Consider the following 25,144-nt stretch of genomic DNA (forward strand, 5'->3'; position numbering starts at 1 on the left):
GCAAGCCTCATCGCGGTCCGCGCGCGGTGACTTGGCCGGTCACGGTGTGTCGGTCGGTGAATCCGGGCTCGCCACTGTCGTGGGGCAGGATGCGCGGCGCCCGGTCGGCGCCGGTCAATCGAGGAACGGGTTGCGAATCTGGTCGGGCGGCGGCGTTGGCCGCGGTACCGCCGACAGGGACGGTGACCTGGTATCGCTATCGAGGTCCGGGGTTCGCCGTCGCCGACGGCGCGCAGCCGTGCGTTCCTCGACGTGCGACAGATCGGAGAAAAACAAGCCAGCCAGGAACGCAAAGTAGATCAGGTTGGCCGGGATATGCAGATGGAACTCGACCAGGGAATGCAAGGCGCCGAGCAGCAGGCCGATCCCCGCGGCGACTTGAATGAAGCGCATTCGGGTCCAGGCCCCGGGTGTCCAGACGCGTGACCATTGGCGCAGATACAGCACCGCGAAGAACAGCATCAAGAGCGCGGCGAGCAACCCGCCTTCGAACAGCCATTGGAGATAGTCGTTGTGGGCGTGGTTGATGAAGTAACGGCCGAGCTCGACCGGTTGATAGGCCGGGAAGACTTCGGCATAGCCGCCAGGACCGCTGCCGAACGGCAGGAAATGCCGGATGCCTTCGAGGGTCGCGGCGTTGATCGTCCAGCGGGCGTCTTCGATCGCACCGGTCACCGTGAACCGGTCTAAAACCGGGGCGAGGCCGATCACCAGTCCCAACCCGATCGCGGCCGTGACCAGGGTTCCGGTCAGGCCATAGACATTGGTCCCGCCGAGTCGGCGCGCGTACGCGAAGGTCGCGAGCAAGATGCCGAGCATGGTCAGCGCAATCCCGGCCCTCGAGCGTGTGAAGACGACCGCGAGGATCAATAGGAGCACGATCGCCGCGTAGCCGACTGCGACATGGCCGCGCAGCGAGCCGAGAAACAGGATCCGCTCTTTCCAATGGTTGCCCCGGTCGCGTGGTCTCTGGCCGACCGAGTAAACCAGCAGCGCGAGGGCCAGCGGCAGGGTCATCGCGAGCAGGCCGGCCAGGTGGTTTCGGTTGGTGAAGGTACCGACCGCGTTGCCGTGCGCATGGTCGAGGCCAAAATACAGCGGGCCGGCGCCAGCGCCATATTGCATCAGGCCCAAGGCCGCTTGGAGCGCCGCGATGGCCAGTAGCAGCCAGACGAAACGTTCGGCACCGCGTGGGTCGAGCAGGTGGGTTCCGACGTAAACCGCAACGGGGACGAGCAGGAACAGCCAGGCGGCCTGGGTCTCGGCTGGCACCAGCGCCAGCTGAACGAACCCGCGTGTGACGTCGCTGCCGAACAGATCATCGGTGGCCAGGTACAGGTCGCGACCGGGGAACAAGCCGACCAAGGCCGCTGGAATCGGAATCAGATAGACGAGCGGGTAGAGGAGCAGCAGCGTGAGCCCCCAAATCTCGATGCGACGCAGGGGTATCTTGTCTCTCTCCCATAAGCTGGTGATGAGCAGGCCCAGTGCCAGCCACTGCAACACGAGTCCGGCGACCGGCAGCTGACCGCTGCGGGATAAGGGCGCGAGGAGGAGGAGCGCGGCGAGGGTCGCGAGTGAGACAGCGACCACTGTATTCGCCGAACGTCGTGATTCTTGGGCGGCAGCAGGGAACATGAGCAAGGAGTTCGACGTGGTTTGGCAACCGGTTCGCAGTTTCAATGGGCTGGCCTGTCTGACGCATCCGGTGCAAATGACCCCAGGCCGGTGGGAGGCGCGGCGCATTGTTCCTGCAGATACCCGCCCTGGCAAGGTAAACTTGCGCAGGGTGTGATCTCAGTTGCAAAACGCGATGCCGCCCGTCCGCCAGGGCTATCCTCTTGGCGGTTTTTTCTTGACAATCTCCGCTATGAGTAGAGAAGGCGATGGAGCCGCGAAATGAGAAGTTCCCTGACCATATCTTCGCGGGTCGTCATGCTGGCCCTGCTCCTGTTCGGGTTTTCCGCCTGTCAGTCGACCGGCGGGGGGCCGGGCTCGGCCGCGGGGCTGGCGCCCGGAGCGATTGGCGAGCCCACGGGGGCAGCCGGACCCGATGCTGGCTCCGCCGGCGGCGACCTGATCCCGGTTGTCGAGGGTTTGCCGCCGGATCCGGGCCCTAGAGCCACCTATCGAATCGGCCCATTCGACCTGCTCCAGGTCGATGTCTTTCAGGTGGCCGACTTCTCGCGCCGATACCGGGTCAACGAAGACGGGCTGATCTTGATGCCGCTCGTCGGACCCGTCCAGGTCGGTGGGCTCACGCCGAGCGAGGCCCAGGACCGGATCGCCGACGCGCTCGGACGCGATTACCTGCGAAACCCGCAGGTCAGCGTCTTCGTCGAGGAGTTCGCGAACCAGAACATCACGGTGACCGGCGCGGTCCGGCGGCCCGGTGTCTATCCGATCCAATCCCGGATGACGCTGTTGCAGGCCGTTGCGATGGCCCAGGGTCTATCCGATGTCGCCAAGGATCAAAGCGTGGTCTTGTTCCGCCCGCAAGCGGATGACAGGATGCAGGCCTACGTGATCAATCTGGCCCAGATACAACGTGGCGAGCTGCGTGATCCGCCATTGATCGCCGATGACCGCGTGGTGGTCCCCCAGGCCGGCGGCTTGGTACTCTTGCGCACCATCACCGGATCGATTCGCGGGCTCGTGAGTCCGATCCCGGTTTACTGATCCATCAGAACACGCGTGGCACTGTGCAGCGATGCTGCGGAGCAGGCTTTCCCTCTCTTGAATCGGTCCCTTCGATGACCCGTACAGACCTGACGAAGAACCCGCCCGATCCGATCGAGCCGCTCGCACCGCGCCCGGGACCACAGGCCCTGCAGCGGGTCACCGAGCCATACCTGCCGAGGTCGGAGCCGGCGGATGACGACACGATCGACCTGCGCGAGTACTGGCACATCCTGGTGCGCCGGCGCTGGACCCTGTTCGCGGTGCTCGCCCTGACGATCGTCGCCACGGTCCTTGTCACCTTTCTGTCGACGCCGATCTACCGCGCAACGCTGCTGTTGCAGATCGATCGCGAGGAGGGTCGCGTCCTCGAGTTCCAGAATGTGACCGCCGAGGAGGCGCGTAATACGACCGACTTCTACCAGACCCAGTACGAGCTGCTGCGCAGCCGCGCGTTGGCTCAACGGGTCGTCGATCAGTTGGGTATGCAGCCGGCCGCGACGGCCGAGACGGCCTCCTTCTTCGGGGAGCTCAAACGCTCGGTTCGCGGCTGGATTGCCGGTGCCGCGGCCTCCGAGGAGACCGCCGCCGAGGCGGGCAGGGATCCTCCGACGTCGAATCTGGCGGAGGCGTTGCTGCGCCAATTGACGGTCGCACCGGTGCGCAATTCGCGGCTGGTGCGCATCCACTACGACAGTCCCGACCCGATCGAGGCCGCGGCTGTCGCCAATGCCGTGGCCGAGAACTTCATCAACATGAATCTCGAACGGCGGTTCGATGCCTCGGCCTACGCGAAGACCTTTCTCGATGAACAGTTGCAGCAGGTCCGCGCGAGCCTCGAGGATTCCGAGCGGCATCTGATCCAGTATGCGCGCGAACGCGAGATCGTGAACCTCGACGATCGTCTGTCGACGCTGCTGCAACAGCTCGGCGAGATGAGCTCGCAACTGACGCGGGCGCAGGCCGAGCGTATCCAGGCCGAGGCCGAGTATGCGGAGATCCTGCAGCAGGGCGGGGCGACTTCGGCGAAGGTGCTGGCCAGCGGCGTGATCGACAGGCTGAAGAGCCGCCGAACCGACCTCGAGATCGAGTACCAGGAAGGCCTCAAGGTGTTCCAGCCGGGATATCCGACGATGCAGCAATTGCAGCGCCAGATGGCCGAGATCGACCAGTCGATCGAACGCGAGACGCAAGCGATCGTCGGGGCGGTCCAGGCCACTTATCAGGCGAAGATCCGGCAGGAGGCGACACTGACGCAGCGGTTGCAGGAGATCAAGGATGAGGTCCTCGCGCTGCAGGATCGCAGCAGCGACTATCAGACGTTGAGACGCGAGGTCGATACCAACCGCGAACTTTACGATGGGTTGCTGCAACGGATGAAAGAGATCGGCGTGGTGGCCGGCATCGGCACCAATAACATCTCGATCGTCGATCGCGCGCAGGTCCCACGTGGTGCCTACAAGCCGAGTCTGACCCGAAATCTGGCGTTGGCCTTGGCGATCGGTCTGCTCGGCGGCGTGTTGCTGGCCTTCCTGTTCGAGACGCTCGACGACACGGTCAAGACCGGCGATGATGTCGAACGGCGCCTCGGGGCGCCGGTCCTCGGGGTCTTTCCGCTGGCCCAAGGCCTGGCCGCATCGGGCGACGGCGGGAACCCGGCCTTGCAGACCTTTCGCGAACCTCAAGGGCCGCTCGCCGAATCGGCGCGTTCGTTGCGCACCTCGCTGGTCTTCTCGACCGCCGACGGGGCGCCGAAGGTGCTCCATTTCACCAGTGCAAGCCCCGGAGAAGGCAAGACGACGGCGGCCGTCAACACCGCGATCGCCTTTGCCCAGTCCGGCAGCAAGGTCCTGCTGATCGACGCCGATCTGCGCAATCCGTCGCTGCACCGCGCCTTTTCGCTGGCGAACACGATCGGACTCACCAACTACCTGGCTGGGGACATCCAGCCGGCCGATATCGCGCAGCCGACCGAGGTCCCCCGGCTGTTCACGATCACCAGCGGCCCCTTGCCACCAAACCCGGTCGAACTGCTGTCGGACGCCAAGATGCTGGACCTGCTGCGTCTTGGCACCGAGCGCTTCGATCACGTGATCCTCGACAGTCCGCCCGTGATCGGGTTGGCCGACGCGCTGGTGCTCGCAAACCTGGCGCGGGCGACCGTCTTCGTCGTCGAACCCGGCGCCACCCGTAAGGGCCTGCTCGAGGGGGCGGCGAAGCGGCTGAGCACGGCCAATGCAAGGATGCTCGGCGCGCTGCTGCAAAAGGTCGGGCGCGTCGGATCCGGCTACGGCTACGGCTACGGCTACGGCTACGACTACGCCTATCATTACAGCTATGCGTATGGGAACCGGTCGGACAGCCCGGCGCGCGTCGCCGATCAAAGCCAGGCGTGACAGCGTTCCGCGATGACGCCGGTGCTGTTACTGGTGGCGCTCGACTATCATCGAGCCCCGTTGCGCTACCCACGGCTCGCCGACGCGCGACGGCCGCTGCCAGCGGCGTTCGAAGGTCTGTTGGCCGAGCTGGGTGTCGCACTGGTTCCGTCCAATCTTGCCAAGGCCGCACGGCGTTTGCGCTGTGAACCGCACGGCCTCGAGGAGGCCGTGCGGTTCTTTGTCCGCCATGTCCTGCTGGTGCCCGATGCCGACCACTACCGAGTCCTGGGCCTGTCCCATGGGGCCGAGCCGGATGCGATCCGGCGCCATTACTACCTGCTGGCTCGGCTGTTTCATCCCGATCGCGCACCGCCGGACCCAGACCGCGACGCGGTCGAGATGGCCCGGCTGAATCAGGCCCACTGGACCCTCCGTGATCCCGAACGCAAGCGTCGTTATGATGCCGATCTGGCGGCGCAAGGCCGGGCGGGTCCGGGTGCCAGACCCTTGCCGATGGCCGCCTTCCGGCCAGGCCCGGGGTTGCCCGCCCAGCTTCAGGGGGCCGCCGGGGCGTATGGGTCGAACACGCGATCGGCCGTACTGGGTATCCTGCTCCTCGGCACCTCGGTTGCGATCATGGCTTGGCTGTTCTGGCCGAGCCGGGAGTCGGGCATCCGAATGAATCCGGAGCGTGCGGCACAACCGGTACCGGGTCCAGCCTATCTGGTCGGCGACCGCCTTCGGGCGGTCGATCTGGCCGCACCAAGCCTGGATCTGGATCCCACGCCGATGGGCGATCCGGTGGCGGCGGACGTGCCGCCTGGTCGTGACGACGGCGTGGTGCCGCGGCCGCCCGTGGTGATGGTGGCCGAGACCCAGCCACCGCCGGTCCCCGGGCCTCGGCTCGATCAGGCGGCCGGTCCACGGGCGCCCGCCGACATATTGGCCGTGATGCCAGCCCGGGTGGCGCCATCGCCGCCTCAGGCCGGGGAGCCGCCGCTCCAAGCTGTCCCGCTGCTGCGCCGAGATCCGGTACCGGAGGCGTCGGCTGAACGCCCGGCGACCGCCGTGTCGCGAGAGCCTCTCCAGTCGATGCCCGAATCTCCAAAGCAGGCGATGCCCCCTGTGCCGCGACCAGAACCGCGGCCACCACCACAGCCGGCACACCGCCCCGTGCACGAACCGGGGGAGCGCGGGGTCATGACGGATCCAGCGGTCGCGCGGGCCGCCGACCGTGACCGCGTGATTTCGCGCTTCGTGTCGACTTACCGCGATGGCGATCTCGACGGCTTCGTCGGCCTGTTCGTGCCGCACGCCGACGTCAACGAGGGGCGCGGTCATGCGTTGATCCGCTCCATCTATGCGGATTTCTTTCGCCGCGTGCCGGATCGCCGCCTCGAGATCGGGGCGTTGCGCTGGCATTCGATCGACGCCGAGCGGGCGATCGGCGAGGGTCGGGTGTCGGTCGGCAGCCGCACCGGGGGGAGCGGTCGGTGGCGTCACGGCCAAGGAGGGATCCGTTTCGATCTGGTCTGGGATGGTGATGGCTATCGGATTGCGAGGATGTTCTATGATGTCGAGCCGCGCTAGCGGTCTAGTGTCGATCGGCCTGCGCCGTGCGGTACTCCTGCTGCTCGGCCTGTTGCTCGGCTGGATGATGCTGGAAAAGGCCGTGACCGATCACGCGGCGATCCGCGAGGCGCAGAAGCGCGGTGACACGACGGCGCTCGCCTATCCATGGGCCTTGCACCACGCGCCGACGAACTTCAACCAAGTGATGGCCGAGTTGCCGGATGATCCGGTGGCGGCGCGCAGGCGATTGGAGGAGGTCTACCGACAGAACCCGGTCAACCCGCGTCCGTTGTTGGCGCTCGCTCGTTTCGCGCAGGCCGACGGTGATCTGGATCTGGCCGACGCCTTGGTTCGCCAGGCGATCAGGCTGGCGCCCGCGAGTCCGGCCATCCGGAACGAGGCGGCGGTCTATTGGGCCACTCGGGGCGATCTGGCGCGAGCGGTGCGTCATTGGTCGCTCGCGGTCGAGGCGGACCCGGCGCGTCGCCAGGCCGTCTTCGCAGTCTTGCTGACCCTGCTCGAGGAGCCCGAGACGCGCTATGCGATCCGGCCACTGGCCTTGGATCCACCGCCCTGGTGGGAGGCGTTTTTTGCCCAGGTCGCGCGGCGGGCGATCTCGGTCGAGACGGTTCGTGCGCTGTATGGGCTGCGTCGTGAGGCCCTGCGGATGCCACCGTCATCGGCCGAGCGCGAGGCCTATGTCGCGCGTTTACAGCGCGATGGGTTGATCGCGGAGGCCTATCTGGTCTGGGTCAATGGGTTGACGGAGTCCCAGCGGCGCCATTTGGGTCTGCTGTTCGACGGTGGCTTCGAGTTGGAACCGACGCAATCCGGATTCGGTTGGCAAACCCCGCGCTCGGCGCGTGTCGAGGTCCGGTTCGCGCCGACCTATGGCGTCGAGGGCGCGCGCGCGCTGCAGTTGCGCTTTCGCCAGCGTGAACAGGCCTATCGGCATCTCTACCAGACGCTGTTCCTGGACCCCGGTTACTACCGGGTCTCCGGGCAGGTTCGTTTGGACAGCCTGACGACGATCGGTGGTCTGCGTTGGCAACTGGACTGCGTGCAACCGAGCCGGACGCGCCTGGGCGAGAGCGAGCGTTTTCTCGGTTCCGGTGACTGGCGGACCTTTTCGTTCGAGTTAGCGGTGCCCGATGGCTGCGGTTTGCAGGAGATCCGTCTCGTCTCCACGGGGCGACGGCCGTTCGAGCATCGGCTCGACGGCGATGTCTGGTTCGATGGAATGAGCCTTCGCCGCGTCTCGCAGCTCGGCGCCGTGGCCCGAATGCGAAACCAGGTCGGTGCCGACGGGGACGGCATGGACACCGATGCGGACTCCTCGCCGGATGAGTCGCCGTCGGTCGAAGCTGATGATCAGCAGGATCGCGAGTAGCCGTGATGCCGGCGTAAGAATGGGCCCGCGGTTTGAGCCGATAAGTCACCCGCGCGCGGATCCAGCATCCCGTTGTCGCCACTGAATCGTCAATGGAAATAAACCGCCGGATCTGCTATGGTTCAATAGAGGGGTTTCTCGGACTCGTTCTTCAATCAAAGGAGCCTAATCGATGCACCGGAGCTCGCGGATTTCTTTGTTGGTCGCTGCGTTGACAACGGCCGTCGGGTTCGGCTCGTCGGTCTCCGCTTCCGAGCCGGTCGGCGAGCTGGCGCGCATTACCGGCACCGCCGTCGTCAATCAAGGCGCCCAGTATGTCGTCGGCCGGGAGGGGATACCGCTGCGAGAGGGTGACCGTCTCCTGGTCCTCGAGGGTGGAAACGCCTTGGTTCTGTTCGCCGACGGCTGCCAGTATGCGTTGCAGGACGACGAGTTGTTGGTCGTTCCGGCCGTCAGCACCTGTGCATCGCAGGCGGTGGGGCAATACAAGGTCGATCCTCGCTCTGCGATCGCGACGGGTCCATCGATCTCGACCGGCGACGTGACGTTGGCTCAGTTGGAAGCGCCCCAGGCTGGCTCGCTGGTGTGGGTGCCACCTGTCGTGGCAGGGATCGTCGCCGTGGCGGCGCTTGCTGATGATGGCGGCTCCAGCCCGCGACCGATCAGTCCATGATCCCGTGATCGGGGCCTGATCTGGGTCGACGGGTGCGTCCCAAGTCTCATCGGTACAGACCTGCATCGGGTGTCGCTCCGGCCGGATCCATCAGACCCGCGTCGCTGCCGCGATCTGCAGATCGGCCCGCAGCGCCTCGTCGGTCCAGTCCTGGTCCGATTGGGCTTCGGCCACCGCGTTCGCGTATCGATGCGCGGCGGTGTCCTAGGCCCATCGAGTGCCTGGACCTCGGGCTCGCGGCCCGGTGCCGGAAGATAATCGCCCGACGATCCTCCCAAGAGCCGCACCCCGGTCGTCGCCCTATCAGGCCGCGGCGTACGGGTCAGATAGTCCACCAGTCAGGCGAAGAACAACGCCAGAACCAGCGCTGCCTCGAGCACGATCCCGGCATCCCGGGTATAGGCCGGGCGCATCGGCGCGAGCGGCAGCGGTGCGTAGTCGATCACCTCGAGGGGTGGAAACTGCTCGCGATTGGTCATCTCGATCCGAGCGAACCGCTCCTGTTGGGTCGTGTAGAGTTCCTCGAGCCTCGCCAGCTCCTGCTCCAGGGCCCGGTGTTCGGCAAAGCGGTTGGTGAACTCGGCGACCTGGGCGCGATGTCCAGCCAGCTCCGCCTCGAGGGAGCGCACGGCCTCCGACGCCGACAGCAGCGCGTGCTCCGCATCGATCGTGGCCTGAGCCTGGCCGACCGAGACGAGGTACTGGCCTGTGTTTCGAGCGTCGCCAACTGCACCGGCAGGTCCCTCAGGTCCGGGTCGCTTTCGATGTACCGATCGGTATAACGCTCCTGCAGCTGCTCCAATCGCTCACGCACCCCGCGGGCGTCGGACTGCAATGCGGCCGGCCGAGCCTACTCGTGGTCCGGCACCACGGGTCGACCCTGGGCGATCGCGCTACGCAGCGCGTCGAGCTGCGCCTGGGCATCCGTCTCGCGCTCCCGCGCACGATTCAGCGACGCGGTCAAGCCGTTCAGCCGGGCCGGCACCAGGTTCTCTTCGCGTTCCATGCTGACGATGTCGTGGCGTTCGCGAAACCGCTCCAGCTCGGCGCGGGTGGCGGCGAGACGTTTGCCGAGGCGGGATTGTTCCCCTTGTAGTTCGGCCGTGGTGCGTCCGGTTAGCTCGGCGATGCGCGCAGGGTCACTTAGGCGTCGGCCCATTGGTTGACGGCGTCCCGCAGCAGTTCTGGTGTGCCGCCCTCGGCGCTTAGCTCCACGAGGTTGGTGTCGGACACCGACCGGACGGTGAGCATTTCCCGAAGTCTACCCATGTCCATCGGAGACTCGCCGGTGTGGTCCGCTGATTGCAGGCGGTCGGCCACGGCCGCCAGGACCTCATCGCCGAGCAGCAGCCGACGCTGGATCGCGACGTGCTCGAGATCAGCATCCGCGCTGGTCTCGTCGACGCCCTTGGGTTTGACGGTCAACACCGTCGCCGAGGTCTCGAAAACCGGCGATCGCAGGTAGTTGGCCGCGAGGCCCAGGGTCGCCGCCAAGACAAAGGTGGACAGGAATACCAGCAGGCGGCCCGGGCGCTGGTCTGGGATCGGCCCGGGTGGCGGTGTTGCCTGCACGAGTTCGATGGATGGTCCAGTCATCTGAGGTCCGCTCCTGGTTTCCCGCCCTCTTGCCGTCGGCGATTGCGTCACGGGGAGCCAAGGGTGGGCTGATCCCCATGCCTCCTGTCGACCCGCAGGCCGGGTCCTTGACCTGCGTCGTTCGCCACTCCGCTTCCACGCCGCGATGACTAGCGGCGCGGAAGCGAGAGCCGCGCGTCAGGCTAGATCAAAGCGATCCGCGTTCATGACTTTCGTCCAGGCCGCGATGAAGTCCTGCACGAATTTCTCGTGACCGTCATCCTGCGCATAGACTTCGGCGTAGGCGCGCAGGATCGAGTTGGACCCGAAGACGAGATCGACCCGGGTGGCCGTCCATCTGACGTCCCCGGTCTGGCGGTCCCGAATCTCATACAGGTTGTTGGCGACCGGATTCCAGGTGTAGCCCATGTCGGTCAGGTTGACGAAGAAGTCATTGCTGAGGACCCCTTCGCGGTCCGTGAACACGCCATGGCGGGTGCCGCCGTAGTTCGTACCCAGGACGCGCATGCCGCCGACGAGGACCGTCATCTCATGTGCGGTCAACCCGAGGAGTTGCGTGCGGTCGAGCATCAATTCCTCGGCGGTGACGACGTAGTCCTTCTTCATCCAGTTGCGGTAGCCGTCGGCGAGCGGTTCCAACGGGTCGAAGGAGGTGGCATCGGTCATCTCGTCCGTGGCATCGCCGCGGCCCGGCGCGAAGGGCACCGTGACATCGAAGCCCGCTGCCTTCGCCGCCTGCTCGATTCCGACGTTCCCGGCCAGAACGATGACGTCCGCGACGCTGGCTCCGGTCTGCGCCGCAATGCCTTCCAGAACCGCTAGCACCTTGGCTAGGCGGGCGGGCTCGTTGCCCTCCCAGTCCTTCTGTGGTGCCAGACGGATGCGTGCCCCGTTGGCGCCGCCGCGCATGTCGGAGCCGCGGAAGGTGCGGGCGCTGTCCCAGGCCGTTGCGACCATCTCGCCGATCGCGAGGCCGCTGGCCGCGATCTTCGCCTTTACCGCTGCCACGTCATAGTCGGTGCGGCCGGCGGGCACCGGATCCTGCCAGATCAGGTCTTCGCTCGGCACGTCGGGGCCGATGTAGCGAGCCTTCGGCCCCATGTCCCGGTGGGTCAACTTGAACCAGGCCCGCGCGAACACCTCCGCGAAATAGGCGGGATCCTTATGGAAGCGCTCCGAGATCGGCCGATAGATCGGGTCCATCTTCATCGCCATGTCCGCATCGGTCATGATCGGATTGTGGCGGATCGAAGGGTCCTCGACATCGACCGGCTTGTCTTCCTCCTTGATGTCGATCGGCTCCCACTGCCAGGCACCGGCCGGGCTCTTCTTCAATTCCCACTCGTAGTTGAGGAGCAGATGGAAATAGCCGTTGTCCCACCGGGTGGGATGGGTGGTCCAGGCGCCTTCGAGGCCGCTGGTGACCGTATCCCGGCCGATGCCCCGCTTGGTCTTGTTCAGCCAGCCGAGGCCCTGATCCTCGACATCGGTGCCTTCTGGACTCGGGCCCAGCAGGCCGGCGTCGCCATTACCGTGGCACTTCCCGACCGTGTGGCCGCCCGCCGTCAACGCGACCGTCTCCTCGTCGTTCATTGCCATCCGGGCGAAGGTCAGGCGGACGTCCTGTGCCGTGCGTAGGGGGTCCGGCTTGCCGTTGACCCCTTCCGGGTTCACATAGATGAGCCCCATCTGCACTGCGGCTAGCGGGTTCTCCAGCGGCTCACCGCTCTCGGCTTCATAGCGGTTGGGCGCCAGCCACTCCTTCTCGGATCCCCAGTAGACATCCTTCTCTGGGTGCCAGATGTCCGCGCGGCCAAAGCCGAAACCGAAGGTCTTGAAGCCCATGGACTCATAGGCCATGTTTCCGGCCAGGATGATCAGGTCGGCCCAACTGAGCTTGTTGCCGTATTTCTTCTTGATGGGCCAAAGCAGGCGCCGCGCCTTGTCGAGGTTGGCGTTGTCCGGCCACGAGTTGATCGGCGCGAAGCGCTGGTTCCCGGTCCCGCCGCCGCCACGCCCATCGGCGATGCGGTAGGTGCCGGCCGCGTGCCAGGCCATGCGGATCATCAGGCCGCCGTAGTGGCCCCAGTCGGCGGGCCACCAGTCCTGGCTCTCCGTCATCAGTGCCCGCAGGTCCTTCTTCAACGCCTCCACGTCGAGCTTTTTGAGTTCTTCGCGATAGCTGAATTCCGGCCCCAGCGGATTGGTCTTGGTGTCATGCTGATGCAGGATGTCGAGGTTCAGGGCGCTCGGCCACCACTCCATGTTCGACATGCTGGTCGACGTGGCCCCACCGTGCAGGACGGGGCATTTGCCTCCTGTATTCGTCGCATTCGTACTCATCTCTGTCTCAACTCCTCGCTTCGTGTGATGGAACTTCGTTGAGCATCCCCCGCAGAGCCGGCGAAAACTCGACGTGCCGCGGAAGCCTTGCCTGTTCGTGTTCGGCTGTTGTTTGGTTCGGTGTTCTTGGCCCCCCTCGAGGCGACATGGGTCCACGGATGTGCCGCTCGCGCCCACCGGTGGACGGCGAGGGCGGTTCGACTGGGCTGCTGCTCAGGAGTCGAACACGAGCAGATCGGGTGTTGCCCCAAGGCCCCTGAGTGCGTCATTCACCGACACGTTGAACTGTGGGGGGCCGCAGACATAGAAATGCTGGCGGAAGTCGCGGACTTGTGCGGCGAGAAAATCACGATCGATGCGCTGGTGCGCGTAGCCCGCGGCCTGCTCGTCGGTGCAGGTCAGGACGCACCGGTCACCGAGCATGTATCGCAACTCCTTCTCGTCGATCACGTCTGCAGGTGTCTTATTGGAAAACAACAGGCTGTGGTCGGCCAGGCGTTGCTCGCGGCCCAGTTGCCGCAGAATCGCGAGGAACGGGGTGATGCCCGCGCCGCCGGCGATAAATACGCCTGGGCCCTTGTAGCGGATGCTGCCAAATGGGTCCGACATCAACAGAGGTGCGCCCGGTTCCAACCCGTGGAGCGCCTGGGTCACGCCTCGGTGCGCCGGGTAGGCCTTGATGATGAACTCCAGCACCCGGTCGTCACGCAGCGAGGTTGGTGTAAAGGGCCGGCCCTCCTCCCGCCAGTCGGGGTGATCGATGGCCAGTTCCACCCCTTCTCCCGGCTCGAACTCGAACCCGTCGGGGCGAGTGACGATGAATCGCTTGACGTCATGAGTGACAAAGCCGGACATCAGTAACGTCACTTGGTGAGTCATGGCTGTTTTCCGTTGTCTCTCCTCGAATGGTCGGGTGCCCGCCGGGCGCTCCACGCCTTGGTCTCGTCGCTCGACGGCCTGATTCGACGAGTCCTGACCCTCACACCCCAGCAAGCCCCCGCTCGTCGATTTCCCATTGCCAAGTATAGAAAATCTTGGAGCGGGATCCCAAAGCGGTGCGAGAACGGGTATTCGACCGGTGCGACACCGCGGAGGGATGGCGTGTGCGCCGTGGCCCCGCCGGGTCACTCTTCAACGTGAGGCGATCCGAGCCCCAACACAAGGCACTTCGGTGGAACTTGCCCTCGCCTTCACGGGAGAGGGGTAAGGCTCAGCCGGGCAGCCAGATCTCCGGGCCGCCGCAGATCTTCGGGTCCACCTGGCCGACGACGTTGCCGTCCTTGCCGTCGTAATCGACGGCGCCCAGGATGGCTCGGATCGCGGTGAGCCGGGCGCGGTACTTGTCGTCGCCGCGGATCACCGTCCAGGGCGCGATGCTCGTATGGCTGGCCCGGAAGGTCTCGGCGATGGCCTCGGAGTAGGCGTCCCAGAGGGCTAAGCCCTCGACGTCGATGCGGCTGAGTTTCCAGTGGCGCAGGGGGTCGGTCTCGCGCCGCAGCAGGCGCCGAAGCTGCTCGGCCCGGCCGACGTCGAGCCACAGCTTGACCAGGATGATGCCCTCGCTGATCAGGGTCTGTTCCACGCCGGGGAGCTGGGCGAAGAAGCGCGCGCGCTCCTCAGCGCCGCAGAAGCCAAAGACCTTCTCGATGACACCGCGGTTGTACCAACTCCGGTCGAATAGGGTCATTTCGCCGGCGGATGGCAGGTGCGCGATGTAGCGCTGGAAGTACCACTGCCTTCGTTCGCGCTCGGTGGGCGTGGAGAGAGCCACGATGCGCGCGATGCGGGGGTTCAGGTTCATGGTCACGCGGCCGATCGCACCGCCCTTGCCGGCACCGTCGCGGCCTTCGAAGACGACGACCAGCCGCGCGCCGCTCTCCCGGATCCAGTGCTGGCACTTGGCAAGTTCGATCTGTAACGGCGCGAGCTCGGCCTCGTAGTCGCGTTTTTTCATCCAGCGGTCGTAGGGGTAGCTGGCGTCCAGTATGTCGCGTTTGCCGCCGGCCTCCATCGCCTCGCGTACCGCGTCGGGGGCCTCGTTGGCAAGGTAGTGACTGACAGCGCCGTCGAAAGGTCGGGGTAAGGGCATCGGCGGGGGACTCCAGTGTCTGGCTCATGACGTATGGAAAGCCTAGACGAATCGGGCCGTTTCGGACACGTCGATGCGATGGGTTCCAGGCCGATGGTGCACAATCTCGCCATTGTCTGGCAAACTCTCCAACGCGTTGCCGAAACGGCGGAAGGCAGTCGCTCGCCGCGAACCCGACCATCCGTTCAAGCTGATCCCGAATACCCTATAGAGGGGGTGGTGCGGCCACGGATATCCTGGCTTGACCGTCAGTCGGTGCGCGCTGCGAGGTGCCGCTGGCGCCTGCCCAACCCGTCCAATCAACAGCGCTTTCGAGGAGTCCCGATGACTCGACCTCTGGTCTTGGCGAGCTTGATCTGCGTAGGTGGCATGGTGCCGACGCCGATGGCGATGGCGATGGCCGGCGATATCCTGTTCTTCGGAGACAGCTTGACCGATTCGGGCGCCTTTGCGCCGGCCCTGCCGCCGGGCACCGGGCGCTTCACGACGAATCCGGGTCCGGTGTGGAGCGAGGTCTTCGCGGCCGGACGTGGGTCGGTGGCGAGACCGGCGAACCAAGGCGGTCTCAATTTCGCGACCGGGGGAGCCCGGGTGACCTCGGCACCGGGCTTCCCGGATGCCCCGCCGACCAACCAGGCACCGCCGCTCCGTGTTCAGATCGATGCCTACCTGGCGGCCGGCGGGGGCGTGGCGCGGCCCGACGCGATGCACGTCGTGTGGGCCGGTGCCAACGACATCTTTCATATCGCGGCGACGCCAGCTGCCGCGGCGACCTACATCCAACAGACGGCCAACGAGGCGGCTGGCGAGATCGGGCGCCTCGCCGCGGCCGGGGCGGGCCGGATCCTGGTCCTGAATCTGCCGGATATCGGGGCCACGCCGGCCGGCTTGGTCCAAGGCCCAGAAGGTGCTGCCGGGTTGACCGCGCTGTCGAGCGGCTACAACCAAGTCTTGTTTCGCGGCCTGGCCGCGAATGGGACCGAGGTGGTGGCCCTGGATGTCTTCCGTCTGCTGAGCGAGGTACAGGCCGATCCGGTTCGGTTCGGGTTCGACAACGCAACCCAGCCAGCCTGCGGAGCCACGCCATCGCTGGTCTGTACCGAGGCCAACCTGGTGGCCGCGGGTGCCGACCAGCGATGGGTGTTTGCCGATGGTGTCCACCCGACGACCGGCGCGCATCGCGTGATCGCCGAGTACGTCGAAGCCGTGTTGGCGGGGCCGGCTTTTATCGGGCAACTCTCCGAGCAGCCGGTGCGAAACCAGATCGCGCTGTCGCGGCAACTATGGCGAAGCGCCGATCAGAACCTGCGGGCGGCCCCGGTCGGTCGTCTCACCGGGTGGGTCAGCGCTGGAGGTGGCCAGACGGACGTCAATCGCAGCGATGGGTCGCCGCGGACCCTGTCGGTCGGGTTGGAGCGGCGCCAGAGCGACGAGGTCATGGCCGGTGCGGCCTTGTCGTTCAATCACACGGATCCGGATTGGGGACGCGCCGGCGGCTATGAGCTCGAGGATTACTCGCTGAGCCTCTATGGCGCGTATCGCCGCGAGGCCTGGTCGGTGATGGGTCTGCTGTCGTTCGCGACATTGGACTTCAAGAGCCACCGTCATGTGCCGCTCGGCACGGCGACCCGCACGCTACGTGGCCGCACCGATGGTTCGCGCTTCGCGCTGGGTGCTCAGACGCATTACAGCTTCGAGCACCAGGGCCTGGCCCATGGGCCGGTCGTGAGTCTGTTGCACCAGCGCGTCAACGTCACCGAGTTCGATGAACGCGCGACCGATGGCAGCCTGTCGACGAACCTCTCCTACGAGCTGCAAGAGCGACACACGACCCTGTTATCGGGCGGCTGGCAGGGAAGGTACCAGATCGGCGCCTGGCAGCCCTATGCCGCAGCGCTGGTCAATCACGATTTCGATGCCGGATCGCGCACGATCCGCCAACGTGGTTCCGCGAGCCTTGCCTCGTTTGGATGGAGCACCGATGGACCGATCGAGACCTACGCGAGCCTGAACCTCGGTGTGCTCGGCCGACTGGGCGATCGGGCCTGGATCGATCTCAATGTCGACACGGTGCCGGGCCGCGATGCGCTCGAGGACACACGGGTCACCGCGACGCTCGGTGTACCCTTGTGAAGCAACTTCTGCGGGATAAGGTACTCGGCGTAGGTGCCCGGTGTAGGTGCGGCTTCAGCCGCAACGCCATATGCCCAGACGGCCACCGCCTTCGTGGGGCTGAAGCCGCACTTACGGTGCCTCAAACGGCAGCCGCGTGAGAGCCGCGTAGGCCTGGTTCGCGAATGGTCGGGAGTTGCCTGAGTCGGATCCGTGACGGCGGCCGCGTGTCCTCCCCGGCGCCGCCGGCTCGCGATCCGGATCGGTCGCGGCCCGCATCCGGCCTCGGGTTCGGGCGGCATTCCGCCACGAGACCGCGCCGGTGCGTGCCCGATCGCCTCGGTTGGTGCGGTGAAGCCCTTTTCGGTATCGTTACACGATGCGATTGGAGAAGATCAAGCTGGCGGGCTTCAAGTCCTTCGTCGACCCGACGATGGTGCCCTTTTCGAGCAATCTGGTCGGCGTGGTCGGACCGAACGGCTGCGGCAAGTCGAACGTCATCGACGCGGTGCGGTGGGTCATGGGCGAGAGCTCGGCCAAGATGCTGCGCGGCGAATCGATGGCCGATGTCATCTTCAACGGCTCGAGCAGCCGCAAGCCGGTCGGTACCGCCAGCATCGAGTTGCTGTTCGACAACAGCGACGGCGGTATCGGCGGTGAATACGCCCGCTTCAACCAGATCGCGGTCAAGCGGCAGGTCTCGCGCGACGGGCAATCGACCTATTTCCTGAACGGCTCGCGCTGTCGGCGTCGCGACGTCCAGGACCTGTTCCTCGGCACCGGGCTTGGCCCGCGCAGCTATTCGATCATCGAGCAGGGCATGATCTCGCGGCTGATCGAGGCGCGCCCCGAGGACCTGCGGCTGTTTCTCGAGGAGGCGGCCGGTATCTCGAAGTACAAGGAGCGGCGGCGCGAGACCGAGACACGGATTCGGCACACCCGCGAGAACCTCGACCGGCTCAACGACCTGCGCGACGAGGTCGCGAAACAGTTGCAGCATCTGGAGCGCCAGGCCGCGACGGCCGAGCGCTATCGGCGCCTGAAGACCGAGGAACGCCAGCGCGAGGCCGAACTGATCGCGTTGCGATGGCAGGTCCTCGACCGCGAGATCGGCGAGCAGGATCGCGCGATCGGCGGCCTGGAGGTCGAGTTCGCGGCGGCCGTGGCCCGTCAGCGCGCGATCGAGGCCGAGATCGAGGCGCAACGCCTCGCCTACACGGCGGCCTCGGAGGCCTTCAACGAGGTCCAGGGCCGTTTTTACGCGGCCGGTGCCGCGATCGCGCGGGTCGAGCAGGCGATTCAGTTCGCGAAGGAGGCACGGGCGCGCCACGAGGCGGAGCGCGATCGCGTGCGGCGCGAACTGGCCGAGGCGACCGAACACCTGTCGCGTGACGAGGCGCGCTTGGCCGATTTGGCGGCGCGGCTTGCCGAGGATGCCCCGGCCCTGGCCCGGGCGGAGGCCGAGCTGGCCTCGGCCCTCGCGCTGGTGGCGGCGACCGAGGCCGAGCTTCAAGACGGCGAGGTGCAGTGGGATGCCTTCAACCGCGAGGCGGCAGCCCCGGCCGAGCAGGCGCAGGTCGTGCGTGCGCGGATCAATCACTTGGATCAAGCCATGGCCCAGGACGAGCGCCGTGCGATCCGGCTCGACGAGGAGCACCGACGTCTCGATACCCAGGTCCTGGAGCAGGAGGTCCAGGATCTGGCGGGCCGTGAGCAAGAGCAGCGCGAGGGCGTTGCGGTGGCCGAGGCACGGCGCCAGGAACTGGACCGCCTGTTGGCCGCGGCCGAGCAGCGGACGACGGCGCTGCAACCCCGCCTGGATCAGGCCCGAACCCGGCTGCAGGAGGCCCGTGGTCGCCAGGCGTCGCTGGTCGCCTTGCAGGAGGCGGCGCGCGGGGAGCCGGATGCGGCCTCGCGGGCGTGGCTCGACGCGCAGGGGCTGGCCGAGGCGCCCCGTCTGCTCGATCACCTGGAGGTCGAGCCGGGCTGGGAGCCGGCCGTCGAGGCCGTGCTCGGTGAACAGCTCCGCGCCCACTGCACGGCGTCGTTCGATACCGTTGGCCGCAGCGCGGGGGATGTCGGCGCGGTGGCCCTGTTCGACACGGCGGCGCCTGCGCGCGCGGGCGGGACCGCGACCCGCGACGACAGCCTGCTGGCCCGTCTGCGCTGCCGCTGGCCGCTGCACCATCTGTTGGGGTCGGTGCGTGTCGTCGATGACCTGGATACGGCGCTGGCGGTGCGCCACGATCTGGCGCCGGGCGAGCGGTTGGTGACCCGGGATGGGGTCCTGATCGGTGCCGATTGGTTGTGCCGGGCGGCGAAAGACCCGACGCTGGCCGGGGTCCTCGCGCGCGGCGAGGCCCTCAAAGTCCTCGAGGGCGAGATCGCCGCGGCCGAGGCGGACTTGGCGATGCTGATCGCCGAACAGGAGCGTCTGGGGGAGGATCGCCGCCGCCTCGTCGCCGAACGCGACGAGGTGCTCGCGGAGATCGCGGCCGCGAACCGCGACCTGTCCCGGCGGCAGGCGGACCTGGCCGCGCGCCGCGCCCGCCTCGAGCATCTGACCGAGCGTCGCACGGCCTTGGACGGCGAGCGGCGCGAACTGGTCGAGCGGCGCGCCGAGTTGCGCGACGAGATCGAAACGGCTCGCGAGGCCCTGCATGACCTGCTCGAGCGCCTCGGAGATCTCGCCGAGCAGCGCGAGACGCTGGCCGCGCAGCGCGAGGCCCGGCGGGAGGCCGTCGCGGCTGCCCGGGCGACCGAGCGGGTCCACCGGGAGCAGGTGCAGCAGCGCAAGATCGCGGTCGAGACCCAGCGCGCCGAACAGGAGGCGACCGAGCGCAACCTGCGCCGCGCGCACGATCAGCGCGACCAGTTGACTGAGCGACGACAGCAGCTCGAGCAGGCGATCGAAGAGACCTGTGAACCTCTCACCGAACAAGAGGCGCAGCTGGCCGACGAGCTTGCGCGGCGGCTCGAGGTCGAACAGGAGCTGCGAAGTGCGCGTGGGCGCCTCGAAGGGATCGATGCCGATGTGCGGTCGCTGGAGCAGGAGCGGCAGCGCATCGAACAGGCGACCGGCGAGCAGGGTAGGGCGCTCGATGGGTTGCGTCTGGCCCGTCAGGAACGCCTGGTCCGGCGGCGCACGCTGGAGGAACAGTTGACGGGCCAGGGCATGACGGCCGCGGCGCTGCTGGACGGGCTCGAGCCGACGGCGACCGAGGCGGCCTGGCAGGATGAGCTGACCAAGCTCGCGGCGCGGATCCAGCGGCTAGGGGCCATCAACCTCGCCGCGATCGACGAGTTCAAGGAACAGTCGGAGCGCCTTCGGTACCTGGATGCGCAGCAGTCGGATATCCAGCGTTCGCTGGATACGCTCGAGCAGGCGATCCGCAAGATCGACCGCGAGACGCGGCACCGTTTCAAGGAGACCTATGATCGGGTCAACGAGGGCTTCGCCGGGCTCTTTCCGCGGCTGTTCGGCGGCGGCCAGGCCTATCTCGAACTGACCGGCGAGGACCTGCTGGAGACCGGCGTGACCGTCATGGCGCGGCCGCCGGGCAAGCGCAACAGCAGCATCCATCTGCTGTCCGGCGGCGAGAAGGCGCTGACCGCGGTGGCCCTGGTATTTGCGATCTTTCAGCTCAACCCGGCACCTTTCTGTATGCTCGACGAGGTCGACGCGCCGCTCGACGAGGCCAATGTCGGACGCTTCTGCGATCTGTTGCGGGCCATGTCGAGTCAGGTACAGTTCATCTTCATCACCCACAACAAGGTGACGATGGAGGTGGCCGAGCACCTGCTTGGTGTCACCATGCACGAACCCGGCGTGTCACGCCTGGTCTCGGTCGATGTGGCGGAGGCGACGCGATTGGCCGCCGCCTCCTAGCGGACCCATCGCCGAGGCGCTGTTATACTCGACGCTCCATCATCATCCACTTGCCTATGAAGACATCCGAATGGACGCCAACACCTTGCGCCTGATCCTGATCGTCGTTGGTGTGATGCTGATCGTCGCCCTTTACCTCTGGGAGCGTCGACGGGCCCGCGCGGACGATGATGACGAATTCGACGACCCGGTCCATTGGGACAGTCGGCGCGACCCGGACGTCGATGTCTGGGATTCCTCGCCCGCTGGGGCCCGGCGGACCGAACCCGACGAACCACGCACCGAAAGCCTTGTCGAACGCGTGGGTCTGGCGCGACCGGACAAGCGTCTGGCCACGGTCAAGCCGCGGCCGGTCCCGCGCGCGTCCGCTCCCGAGCCGGAACCCGTACCCGAACCCGAGCCGGATCTCAGCCAACCCTTGATCGTGCAGATCAGCCTGATCGCGCGGGACAATGGTCGCTTCGACGGCGCGGCGGTGGTGGCGGCGGCCTCGGCCTGCGGTCTCGAACCGGGCGAGATGGATGTCTTCCATTGTTATCTGGGAGACGAAAACGAACAGCACACGCTGTTTCGGGTAGCGAATCTGGTCAAGCCCGGGACCTTTCCGTTCGGGGCGATGGACGGTTTCGAGACGCCCGGTGTGGTTCTGTTCGCGAGCCTCGAGGGCGATGCGGGCGATCTCGCCGTGATCGATGAGATGGTCGCGACGGCGCGTTGTTTGGCCGAGGAGCTCAAGGCCGAGATCCGCGACGAGACGCGCAATCCCTTCACCGCCGCGAAGGAGGAGACCTTGCGTGCGCGGGTGCTGGCCCGCCAGGTGGCGCGCGAAAGCGAGGCCGATGCGCCGTGACCGCGGCGCTGGACGTCGCAGCGCGGATCGAGGCGCTGCGCCGTGAGCTGCATCATCACAACTACCGTTACTACGTCCTCGATGACCCGGAGATCCCGGATGTCGAGTACGACCGCTTGTTCCGCGAACTGGCCGAGCTCGAGGCGGCGCATCCGGATCTGATCGCCACCGACTCGCCGACGCAACGCGTCGGCGCCGCGCCGCGCGCGGCCTTCACCGAGGTCGCCCATCGGGTCGCGATGCTATCGCTGCAGAACGCGATGGACGAGACCGAGATGCGGGCCTTCGACGATCGGGTGCGGCGCGGGCTCGGGGTCGCGGCGGTCGCCTATGTCGCGGAACCCAAGGTGGATGGGCTGGCGATCAGCCTGCTTTACGAGGACGGCTCGTTCGTGCGCGGCGCCACGCGCGGCGATGGGCAGCGCGGCGAGGATGTCACGGCCCAGGTGCGGACCATCCGGGCCGTCCCGTTGCGCTTGCAAGGCGACGGCTGGCCGGCGCTGTTCGAGGTACGCGGCGAGGTCTTCCTGCCGCGCGCGGCCTTCGATGCACTGAACGAACGCCTGCGCGCCGCCGGTGCTCGAACCTTCAAGAACCCGCGCAACGCCGCCGCCGGGAGCCTGCGGCAACTGGACCCGCGGGTCACCGCGCAACGTCCATTGAACATCTTCTGCTATGGCGTCGGTGCCTGGGACGGCGAGCTACCGGCCGCGACGCACAGCGATCTGCTCGCGGTGTTGCGCGGTTGGGGCCTGCCCGTGTCCCCGGAATCCCTGGTGGTCCAGGGGGTCGACGAATGCCTGGCCTATCATCGCCGGCTGGCCGAGCGTCGCGACGACCTGCCGTACGACATCGATGGCGTCGTCTTCAAGGTCGACGATCTGGCCGCGCAGGCGCGTCTCGGCTTCGTGACGCGCGAACCGCGCTGGGCGGTTGCGTTCAAATATCCGGCCCAGGAGGCCTTGACCCGAATCCTGGCGGTCGAGTTCCAGGTCGGCCGGACCGGTGCCGTGACGCCAGTCGCGCGCTTGGAGCCGGTCGCCGTCGGCGGCGTCACCGTCGCCAATGCGACCTTGCACAACATGGACGAGGTGCGGCGCAAGGATGTGCATGTCGGCGATACCGTCTATGTTCGGCGCGCCGGTGACGTGATCCCCGAGGTGGTGCGGGTCCTTCTCGAGCGGCGTCCCGACACGGCAGCACCGGTCGTGCCGCCGACCCAGTGTCCGGTGTGTGGCTCGGATGTCGTGCGTCCCGATGGCGAGGTCGTCGCGCGTTGTTCCGGCGGGCTCTATTGCGCGGCCCAGCGCAAGGAGGCGATCAAGCATTTCGCGTCGCGCCGCGCGCTCGACATCGAAGGGCTCGGCGACAAGCTGGTCGAACAACTCGTCGAGCGGGGCCTGGTGCGGGATCCGGCGGATCTCTACGGTCTGGCGGTCGAGACCTTGGCCGGTCTCGATCGAATGGGGCCGAAGTCGGCGCAGAATCTGATCGAGGCACTCGAACGCAGCAAAGAGACGACCCTCGCCCGGTTCATCCATGGCCTCGGCATCCGCGAGGTCGGGGAAGCGACCGCGGCCCTACTGGCGGCGCACTTCGGCGACCTCGACGCGCTGCTCGCGGCGCAGCCGGCGGAGATCGAGGCGATCCATGGGATCGGTTCGGTCGTCGCGACCCACATCGTCACCTTCTTCGCCCAACCGCACAACCGCGAGGTGATCGAGCGGCTGCGGGAGGCTGGGATTCATTGGCCGCGCGTGGTGCCCACCCAGCCGACGGCGCACCCATTGGTCGGCCTGACCTTCGTCATCACAGGCACCCTGAGCCGGCCGCGCGATGCGATCAAGGCCGAACTCGAGGCGCTCGGCGCCAAGGTAGCCGGCAGTGTCTCATCGAGGACCGATTATGTGATCGCCGGGCAGGACGCTGGCTCCAAGCTCGAACGGGCCAGGGCGCTCGAGCGGCCGATCCTCGACGAGGCCGGGTTGGCCGCGCTGATCGAGGACCCGCGGGCCCATGACGAGTCGCTGAAAAGGCCATCGAGCGCCCCCATTGGCGACTAGTGACTAGGGCAAGGCTGGGATGCTTGCAGCTGCTTCCGCGATGGCGCGGCGTGCCTTAACTAACGACGGGGATATGCGATGGCCGAATTGACCACAGAACAACAGATCCTGATCGCGATGCGCCAGACCCTGGGTGCGGTGATCCGGGATGTGACTCCGGCGCCTGGGCAGCGCCATCCACTGTCGGCGGGCACGATCGAAGACGTCCGGCAGTGTTTCGCGCTGATCGCCGCGCGCGAAAAGGAACTCGCCGACCAACAGGGGCGCGGCGGTGAGCGGCCCTACTATGCCGATGCGAAGCCGACGGCGACCGTGGTTCCGATCGCCGGCCTTGGCGGGAAAAGGCGATCCGACTGACAACGCCGCGCGCCCGTCGCGGAATCGCGGTCCCCTGGGGCCGGGCGAGCCAGCCTAGCGGTGCGCTCGCCCATCGTCGGTGCGCCGCTAGTCGGTAGCGCGGTTTCGTCGATCGAGGTAGGTCAGTTGGTCGGCGATCGTCGCGATCGCCGGGAGTTCCCGACCCTTGCGGGCGGCTTCGCGCAGCGGTCGGCGATACATGTACTCGATCTCGAGCGCGCGCTTGGCGAGGTAGTCCAGGTGCATGCTCGGCGCGTATGGCGTCATCTTCTCGGTCTGGTCGAGCAGCGTGGTGACGAAGCCCTCGGCGAACGGACACCCGCAGGCCGCGGCCGCCTCGGCGACTTCGCCGATCAGCCGCTCGGCCAGCCGGCGCGCGACCGGGTCGCCAATCAGTTCATCGGTGTCAGCCCCGAGCAACACCGATAGCCCGTTGAACGGGATGTTCCAGGCCAGCTTGCGCCAGCGGGCGAGCTGGAGGGAGGGGAGGGCTTCGGCCTTGATGCCGCCGGCCGCAAAGGCCGCGATCAGGGGTTCGAGGAGCCCGCGGTCACGCTCGTCGAACGGGGCGAGCCCGACCGCCCCGTAATCGAGGTGTACGATGTGGCCGGGGCCGACCTTGTTCGAGCACAGGAAACAGACGCCGCCGAGGATGCGCGCCATCGGGAAGGCGGCGGCCAGTTCCTCTTCCATCGTCAAGCCGTTCTGCAAGTTCAGCAGGATCGTCCCTTGATGGACCAACGGCCTTAGGAGTTCCGCGAGGCGATGGTTTTCGGTCGTCTTCAGCGCGATGACCACGACATCGCTGCGCGGGATCGGATCCCTGTCGGCGTAGACCGCGACCGGACAGTGGACTCGATCGCCGAGCGGCGAGTCGATGCGCAACCCATCGCGCCGGATGACCGCGAGGTCGCTGCGGGCGATGAACCGGACATCCGCGCCGCCGACGAGCAAGCGGGATCCATAGAATCCGCCCAGGGCGCCGGTGCCGAGGATCGTGAAGCTTGGCCGGGTGGGGCTAACGGGTGTTTGTGTCATCGTCTAACGCTGGTTCGTTGGCAAGGCTGGTCGGGCCAGCCTGATCGCGCCATTCGCTTGAATCCTGTGTGTGAAATCCCATTGTGTGGCTGGCGGTCGGGAACGAACCGCGCCG

18 protein-coding genes are annotated in these 25,144 nt (G+C 66.8%); 10 read left to right on the forward strand and 8 right to left on the reverse strand.

Features of this window, described 5'->3' with window-relative positions:
* Positions 1-114: 114 nt before the first annotated feature.
* Positions 115-1,593 (reverse strand): O-antigen ligase family protein, encoded by a 1,479-nt coding sequence (locus ABC977_RS03535; protein WP_369665856.1) that lies wholly within the window; start codon positions 1,591-1,593, stop codon positions 115-117.
* Between the two features lie 306 nt (positions 1,594-1,899).
* Between ABC977_RS03535 and ABC977_RS03540 the strand changes: the two genes are divergently transcribed.
* The 5 genes from ABC977_RS03540 to ABC977_RS03560 all read left to right on the forward strand — a co-directional run bounded on the left by ABC977_RS03540 (position 1,900) and on the right by ABC977_RS03560 (position 8,692).
* Positions 1,900-2,679: a polysaccharide biosynthesis/export family protein gene (locus ABC977_RS03540; RefSeq protein WP_369665857.1), complete on the forward strand. Its 780-nt coding sequence runs from the start codon at positions 1,900-1,902 to the stop codon at positions 2,677-2,679.
* A 74-nt stretch (positions 2,680-2,753) separates the two neighbouring features.
* Positions 2,754-5,075, forward strand: coding sequence for a GumC family protein (locus ABC977_RS03545; protein ID WP_369665858.1), 2,322 nt, complete (start codon positions 2,754-2,756; stop codon positions 5,073-5,075).
* Between the two features lie 12 nt (positions 5,076-5,087).
* Positions 5,088-6,647: a DnaJ domain-containing protein gene (locus ABC977_RS03550; protein WP_369665859.1), complete on the forward strand. Its 1,560-nt coding sequence runs from the start codon at positions 5,088-5,090 to the stop codon at positions 6,645-6,647.
* A complete protein-coding gene (locus ABC977_RS03555) occupies positions 6,628-8,019 on the forward strand; it encodes a tetratricopeptide repeat protein (RefSeq protein ID WP_369665860.1) in 1,392 nt (463 codons plus the stop codon). The genes ABC977_RS03550 and ABC977_RS03555 overlap by 20 nt, the downstream gene beginning before the upstream one ends.
* A gap of 172 nt (positions 8,020-8,191) precedes the next feature.
* A complete protein-coding gene (locus ABC977_RS03560; RefSeq protein WP_369665861.1) occupies positions 8,192-8,692 on the forward strand; it encodes a FecR family protein in 501 nt (166 codons plus the stop codon).
* A 338-nt stretch (positions 8,693-9,030) separates the two neighbouring features.
* Here the strand turns inward: ABC977_RS03560 and ABC977_RS03565 are convergent, their stop codons facing one another.
* From ABC977_RS03565 to ppk2, 6 genes are all read right to left on the reverse strand, one after another.
* Positions 9,031-9,321 (reverse strand): hypothetical protein, encoded by a 291-nt coding sequence (locus tag ABC977_RS03565; protein WP_369665862.1) that lies wholly within the window; start codon positions 9,319-9,321, stop codon positions 9,031-9,033.
* 221 nt (positions 9,322-9,542) lie between these two features.
* Positions 9,543-9,851 (reverse strand): hypothetical protein, encoded by a 309-nt coding sequence (locus tag ABC977_RS03570; protein WP_369665863.1) that lies wholly within the window; start codon positions 9,849-9,851, stop codon positions 9,543-9,545.
* On the reverse strand, positions 9,836-10,288 hold the full coding sequence (locus tag ABC977_RS03575; protein ID WP_369665864.1) for a hypothetical protein: 453 nt from the start codon (positions 10,286-10,288) through the stop codon (positions 9,836-9,838). The genes ABC977_RS03570 and ABC977_RS03575 overlap by 16 nt, the downstream gene beginning before the upstream one ends.
* Positions 10,289-10,465: 177 nt before the next feature.
* Positions 10,466-12,631: a catalase/peroxidase HPI gene (katG, locus tag ABC977_RS03580; RefSeq protein WP_369665865.1), complete on the reverse strand. Its 2,166-nt coding sequence runs from the start codon at positions 12,629-12,631 to the stop codon at positions 10,466-10,468.
* A gap of 213 nt (positions 12,632-12,844) precedes the next feature.
* Complete coding sequence (locus tag ABC977_RS03585; protein ID WP_369665866.1) at positions 12,845-13,486, reverse strand: FAD-binding oxidoreductase; 642 nt, start codon at positions 13,484-13,486, stop codon at positions 12,845-12,847.
* A gap of 355 nt (positions 13,487-13,841) precedes the next feature.
* Entirely contained in the window at positions 13,842-14,642 is an 801-nt protein-coding gene (gene ppk2 / locus ABC977_RS03590) for a polyphosphate kinase 2 (protein ID WP_369665867.1), read from the reverse strand.
* Positions 14,643-15,044: 402 nt separating this feature from the next.
* Here ppk2 and ABC977_RS03595 point away from each other — a divergent pair, with 402 nt between their 5' ends.
* The 5 genes from ABC977_RS03595 to ABC977_RS03615 all read left to right on the forward strand — a co-directional run bounded on the left by ABC977_RS03595 (position 15,045) and on the right by ABC977_RS03615 (position 23,991).
* Positions 15,045-16,853: an autotransporter domain-containing protein gene (locus tag ABC977_RS03595; RefSeq protein ID WP_369665868.1), complete on the forward strand. Its 1,809-nt coding sequence runs from the start codon at positions 15,045-15,047 to the stop codon at positions 16,851-16,853.
* Between the two features lie 358 nt (positions 16,854-17,211).
* A complete protein-coding gene (gene smc / locus ABC977_RS03600; RefSeq protein WP_369665869.1) occupies positions 17,212-20,721 on the forward strand; it encodes a chromosome segregation protein SMC in 3,510 nt (1,169 codons plus the stop codon).
* Between the two features lie 70 nt (positions 20,722-20,791).
* A complete protein-coding gene (locus ABC977_RS03605) occupies positions 20,792-21,571 on the forward strand; it encodes a cell division protein ZipA C-terminal FtsZ-binding domain-containing protein (protein ID WP_369665870.1) in 780 nt (259 codons plus the stop codon).
* Positions 21,568-23,634, forward strand: a complete 2,067-nt coding sequence (ligA, locus tag ABC977_RS03610; protein WP_369665871.1) for an NAD-dependent DNA ligase LigA — start codon at positions 21,568-21,570, stop codon at positions 23,632-23,634. Before ABC977_RS03605 ends, ligA begins: the two co-directional genes overlap by 4 nt.
* A gap of 78 nt (positions 23,635-23,712) precedes the next feature.
* Positions 23,713-23,991, forward strand: a complete 279-nt coding sequence (locus ABC977_RS03615) for a segregation and condensation protein A (protein WP_369665872.1) — start codon at positions 23,713-23,715, stop codon at positions 23,989-23,991.
* A gap of 87 nt (positions 23,992-24,078) precedes the next feature.
* Here ABC977_RS03615 and ABC977_RS03620 read toward each other — a convergent pair whose 3' ends face one another.
* A complete protein-coding gene (locus tag ABC977_RS03620; RefSeq protein ID WP_369665873.1) occupies positions 24,079-25,029 on the reverse strand; it encodes a 2-dehydropantoate 2-reductase in 951 nt (316 codons plus the stop codon).
* Between the last annotated feature and the right edge of the window lie 115 nt (positions 25,030-25,144).

It is taken from the genome of Thioalkalicoccus limnaeus (assembly GCF_041197575.1).
Classification (GTDB): Bacteria; Pseudomonadota; Gammaproteobacteria; order Chromatiales; family Chromatiaceae; genus Thioalkalicoccus; species Thioalkalicoccus limnaeus.

Excerpts from the sequence above, each read along its gene's own strand:
- ABC977_RS03540 (WP_369665857.1), top strand. The coding sequence starts at position 1,900 with ATGAGAAGTTCCCTGACCATATCTTCGCGGGTCGTCATGCTGGCCCTG.
- ABC977_RS03545 (WP_369665858.1), top strand. The coding sequence starts at position 2,754 with ATGACCCGTACAGACCTGACGAAGAACCCGCCCGATCCGATCGAGCCG.
- ABC977_RS03550 (WP_369665859.1), top strand. The coding sequence starts at position 5,088 with ATGACGCCGGTGCTGTTACTGGTGGCGCTCGACTATCATCGAGCCCCG.
- ABC977_RS03555 (WP_369665860.1), top strand. The coding sequence starts at position 6,628 with ATGATGTCGAGCCGCGCTAGCGGTCTAGTGTCGATCGGCCTGCGCCGT.
- ABC977_RS03560 (WP_369665861.1), top strand. The coding sequence starts at position 8,192 with ATGCACCGGAGCTCGCGGATTTCTTTGTTGGTCGCTGCGTTGACAACG.
- ABC977_RS03570 (WP_369665863.1), bottom strand. The coding sequence starts at position 9,851 with ATGGGCCGACGCCTAAGTGACCCTGCGCGCATCGCCGAGCTAACCGGA.
- ABC977_RS03575 (WP_369665864.1), bottom strand. The coding sequence starts at position 10,288 with ATGACTGGACCATCCATCGAACTCGTGCAGGCAACACCGCCACCCGGG.
- katG (WP_369665865.1), bottom strand. The coding sequence starts at position 12,631 with ATGAGTACGAATGCGACGAATACAGGAGGCAAATGCCCCGTCCTGCAC.
- ABC977_RS03585 (WP_369665866.1), bottom strand. The coding sequence starts at position 13,486 with ATGTCCGGCTTTGTCACTCATGACGTCAAGCGATTCATCGTCACTCGC.
- ppk2 (WP_369665867.1), bottom strand. The coding sequence starts at position 14,642 with ATGGAGGCCGGCGGCAAACGCGACATACTGGACGCCAGCTACCCCTAC.
- ABC977_RS03595 (WP_369665868.1), top strand. The coding sequence starts at position 15,045 with ATGACTCGACCTCTGGTCTTGGCGAGCTTGATCTGCGTAGGTGGCATG.
- smc (WP_369665869.1), top strand. The coding sequence starts at position 17,212 with ATGCGATTGGAGAAGATCAAGCTGGCGGGCTTCAAGTCCTTCGTCGAC.
- ABC977_RS03605 (WP_369665870.1), top strand. The coding sequence starts at position 20,792 with ATGGACGCCAACACCTTGCGCCTGATCCTGATCGTCGTTGGTGTGATG.
- ABC977_RS03615 (WP_369665872.1), top strand. The coding sequence starts at position 23,713 with ATGGCCGAATTGACCACAGAACAACAGATCCTGATCGCGATGCGCCAG.
- ABC977_RS03620 (WP_369665873.1), bottom strand. The coding sequence starts at position 25,029 with ATGACACAAACACCCGTTAGCCCCACCCGGCCAAGCTTCACGATCCTC.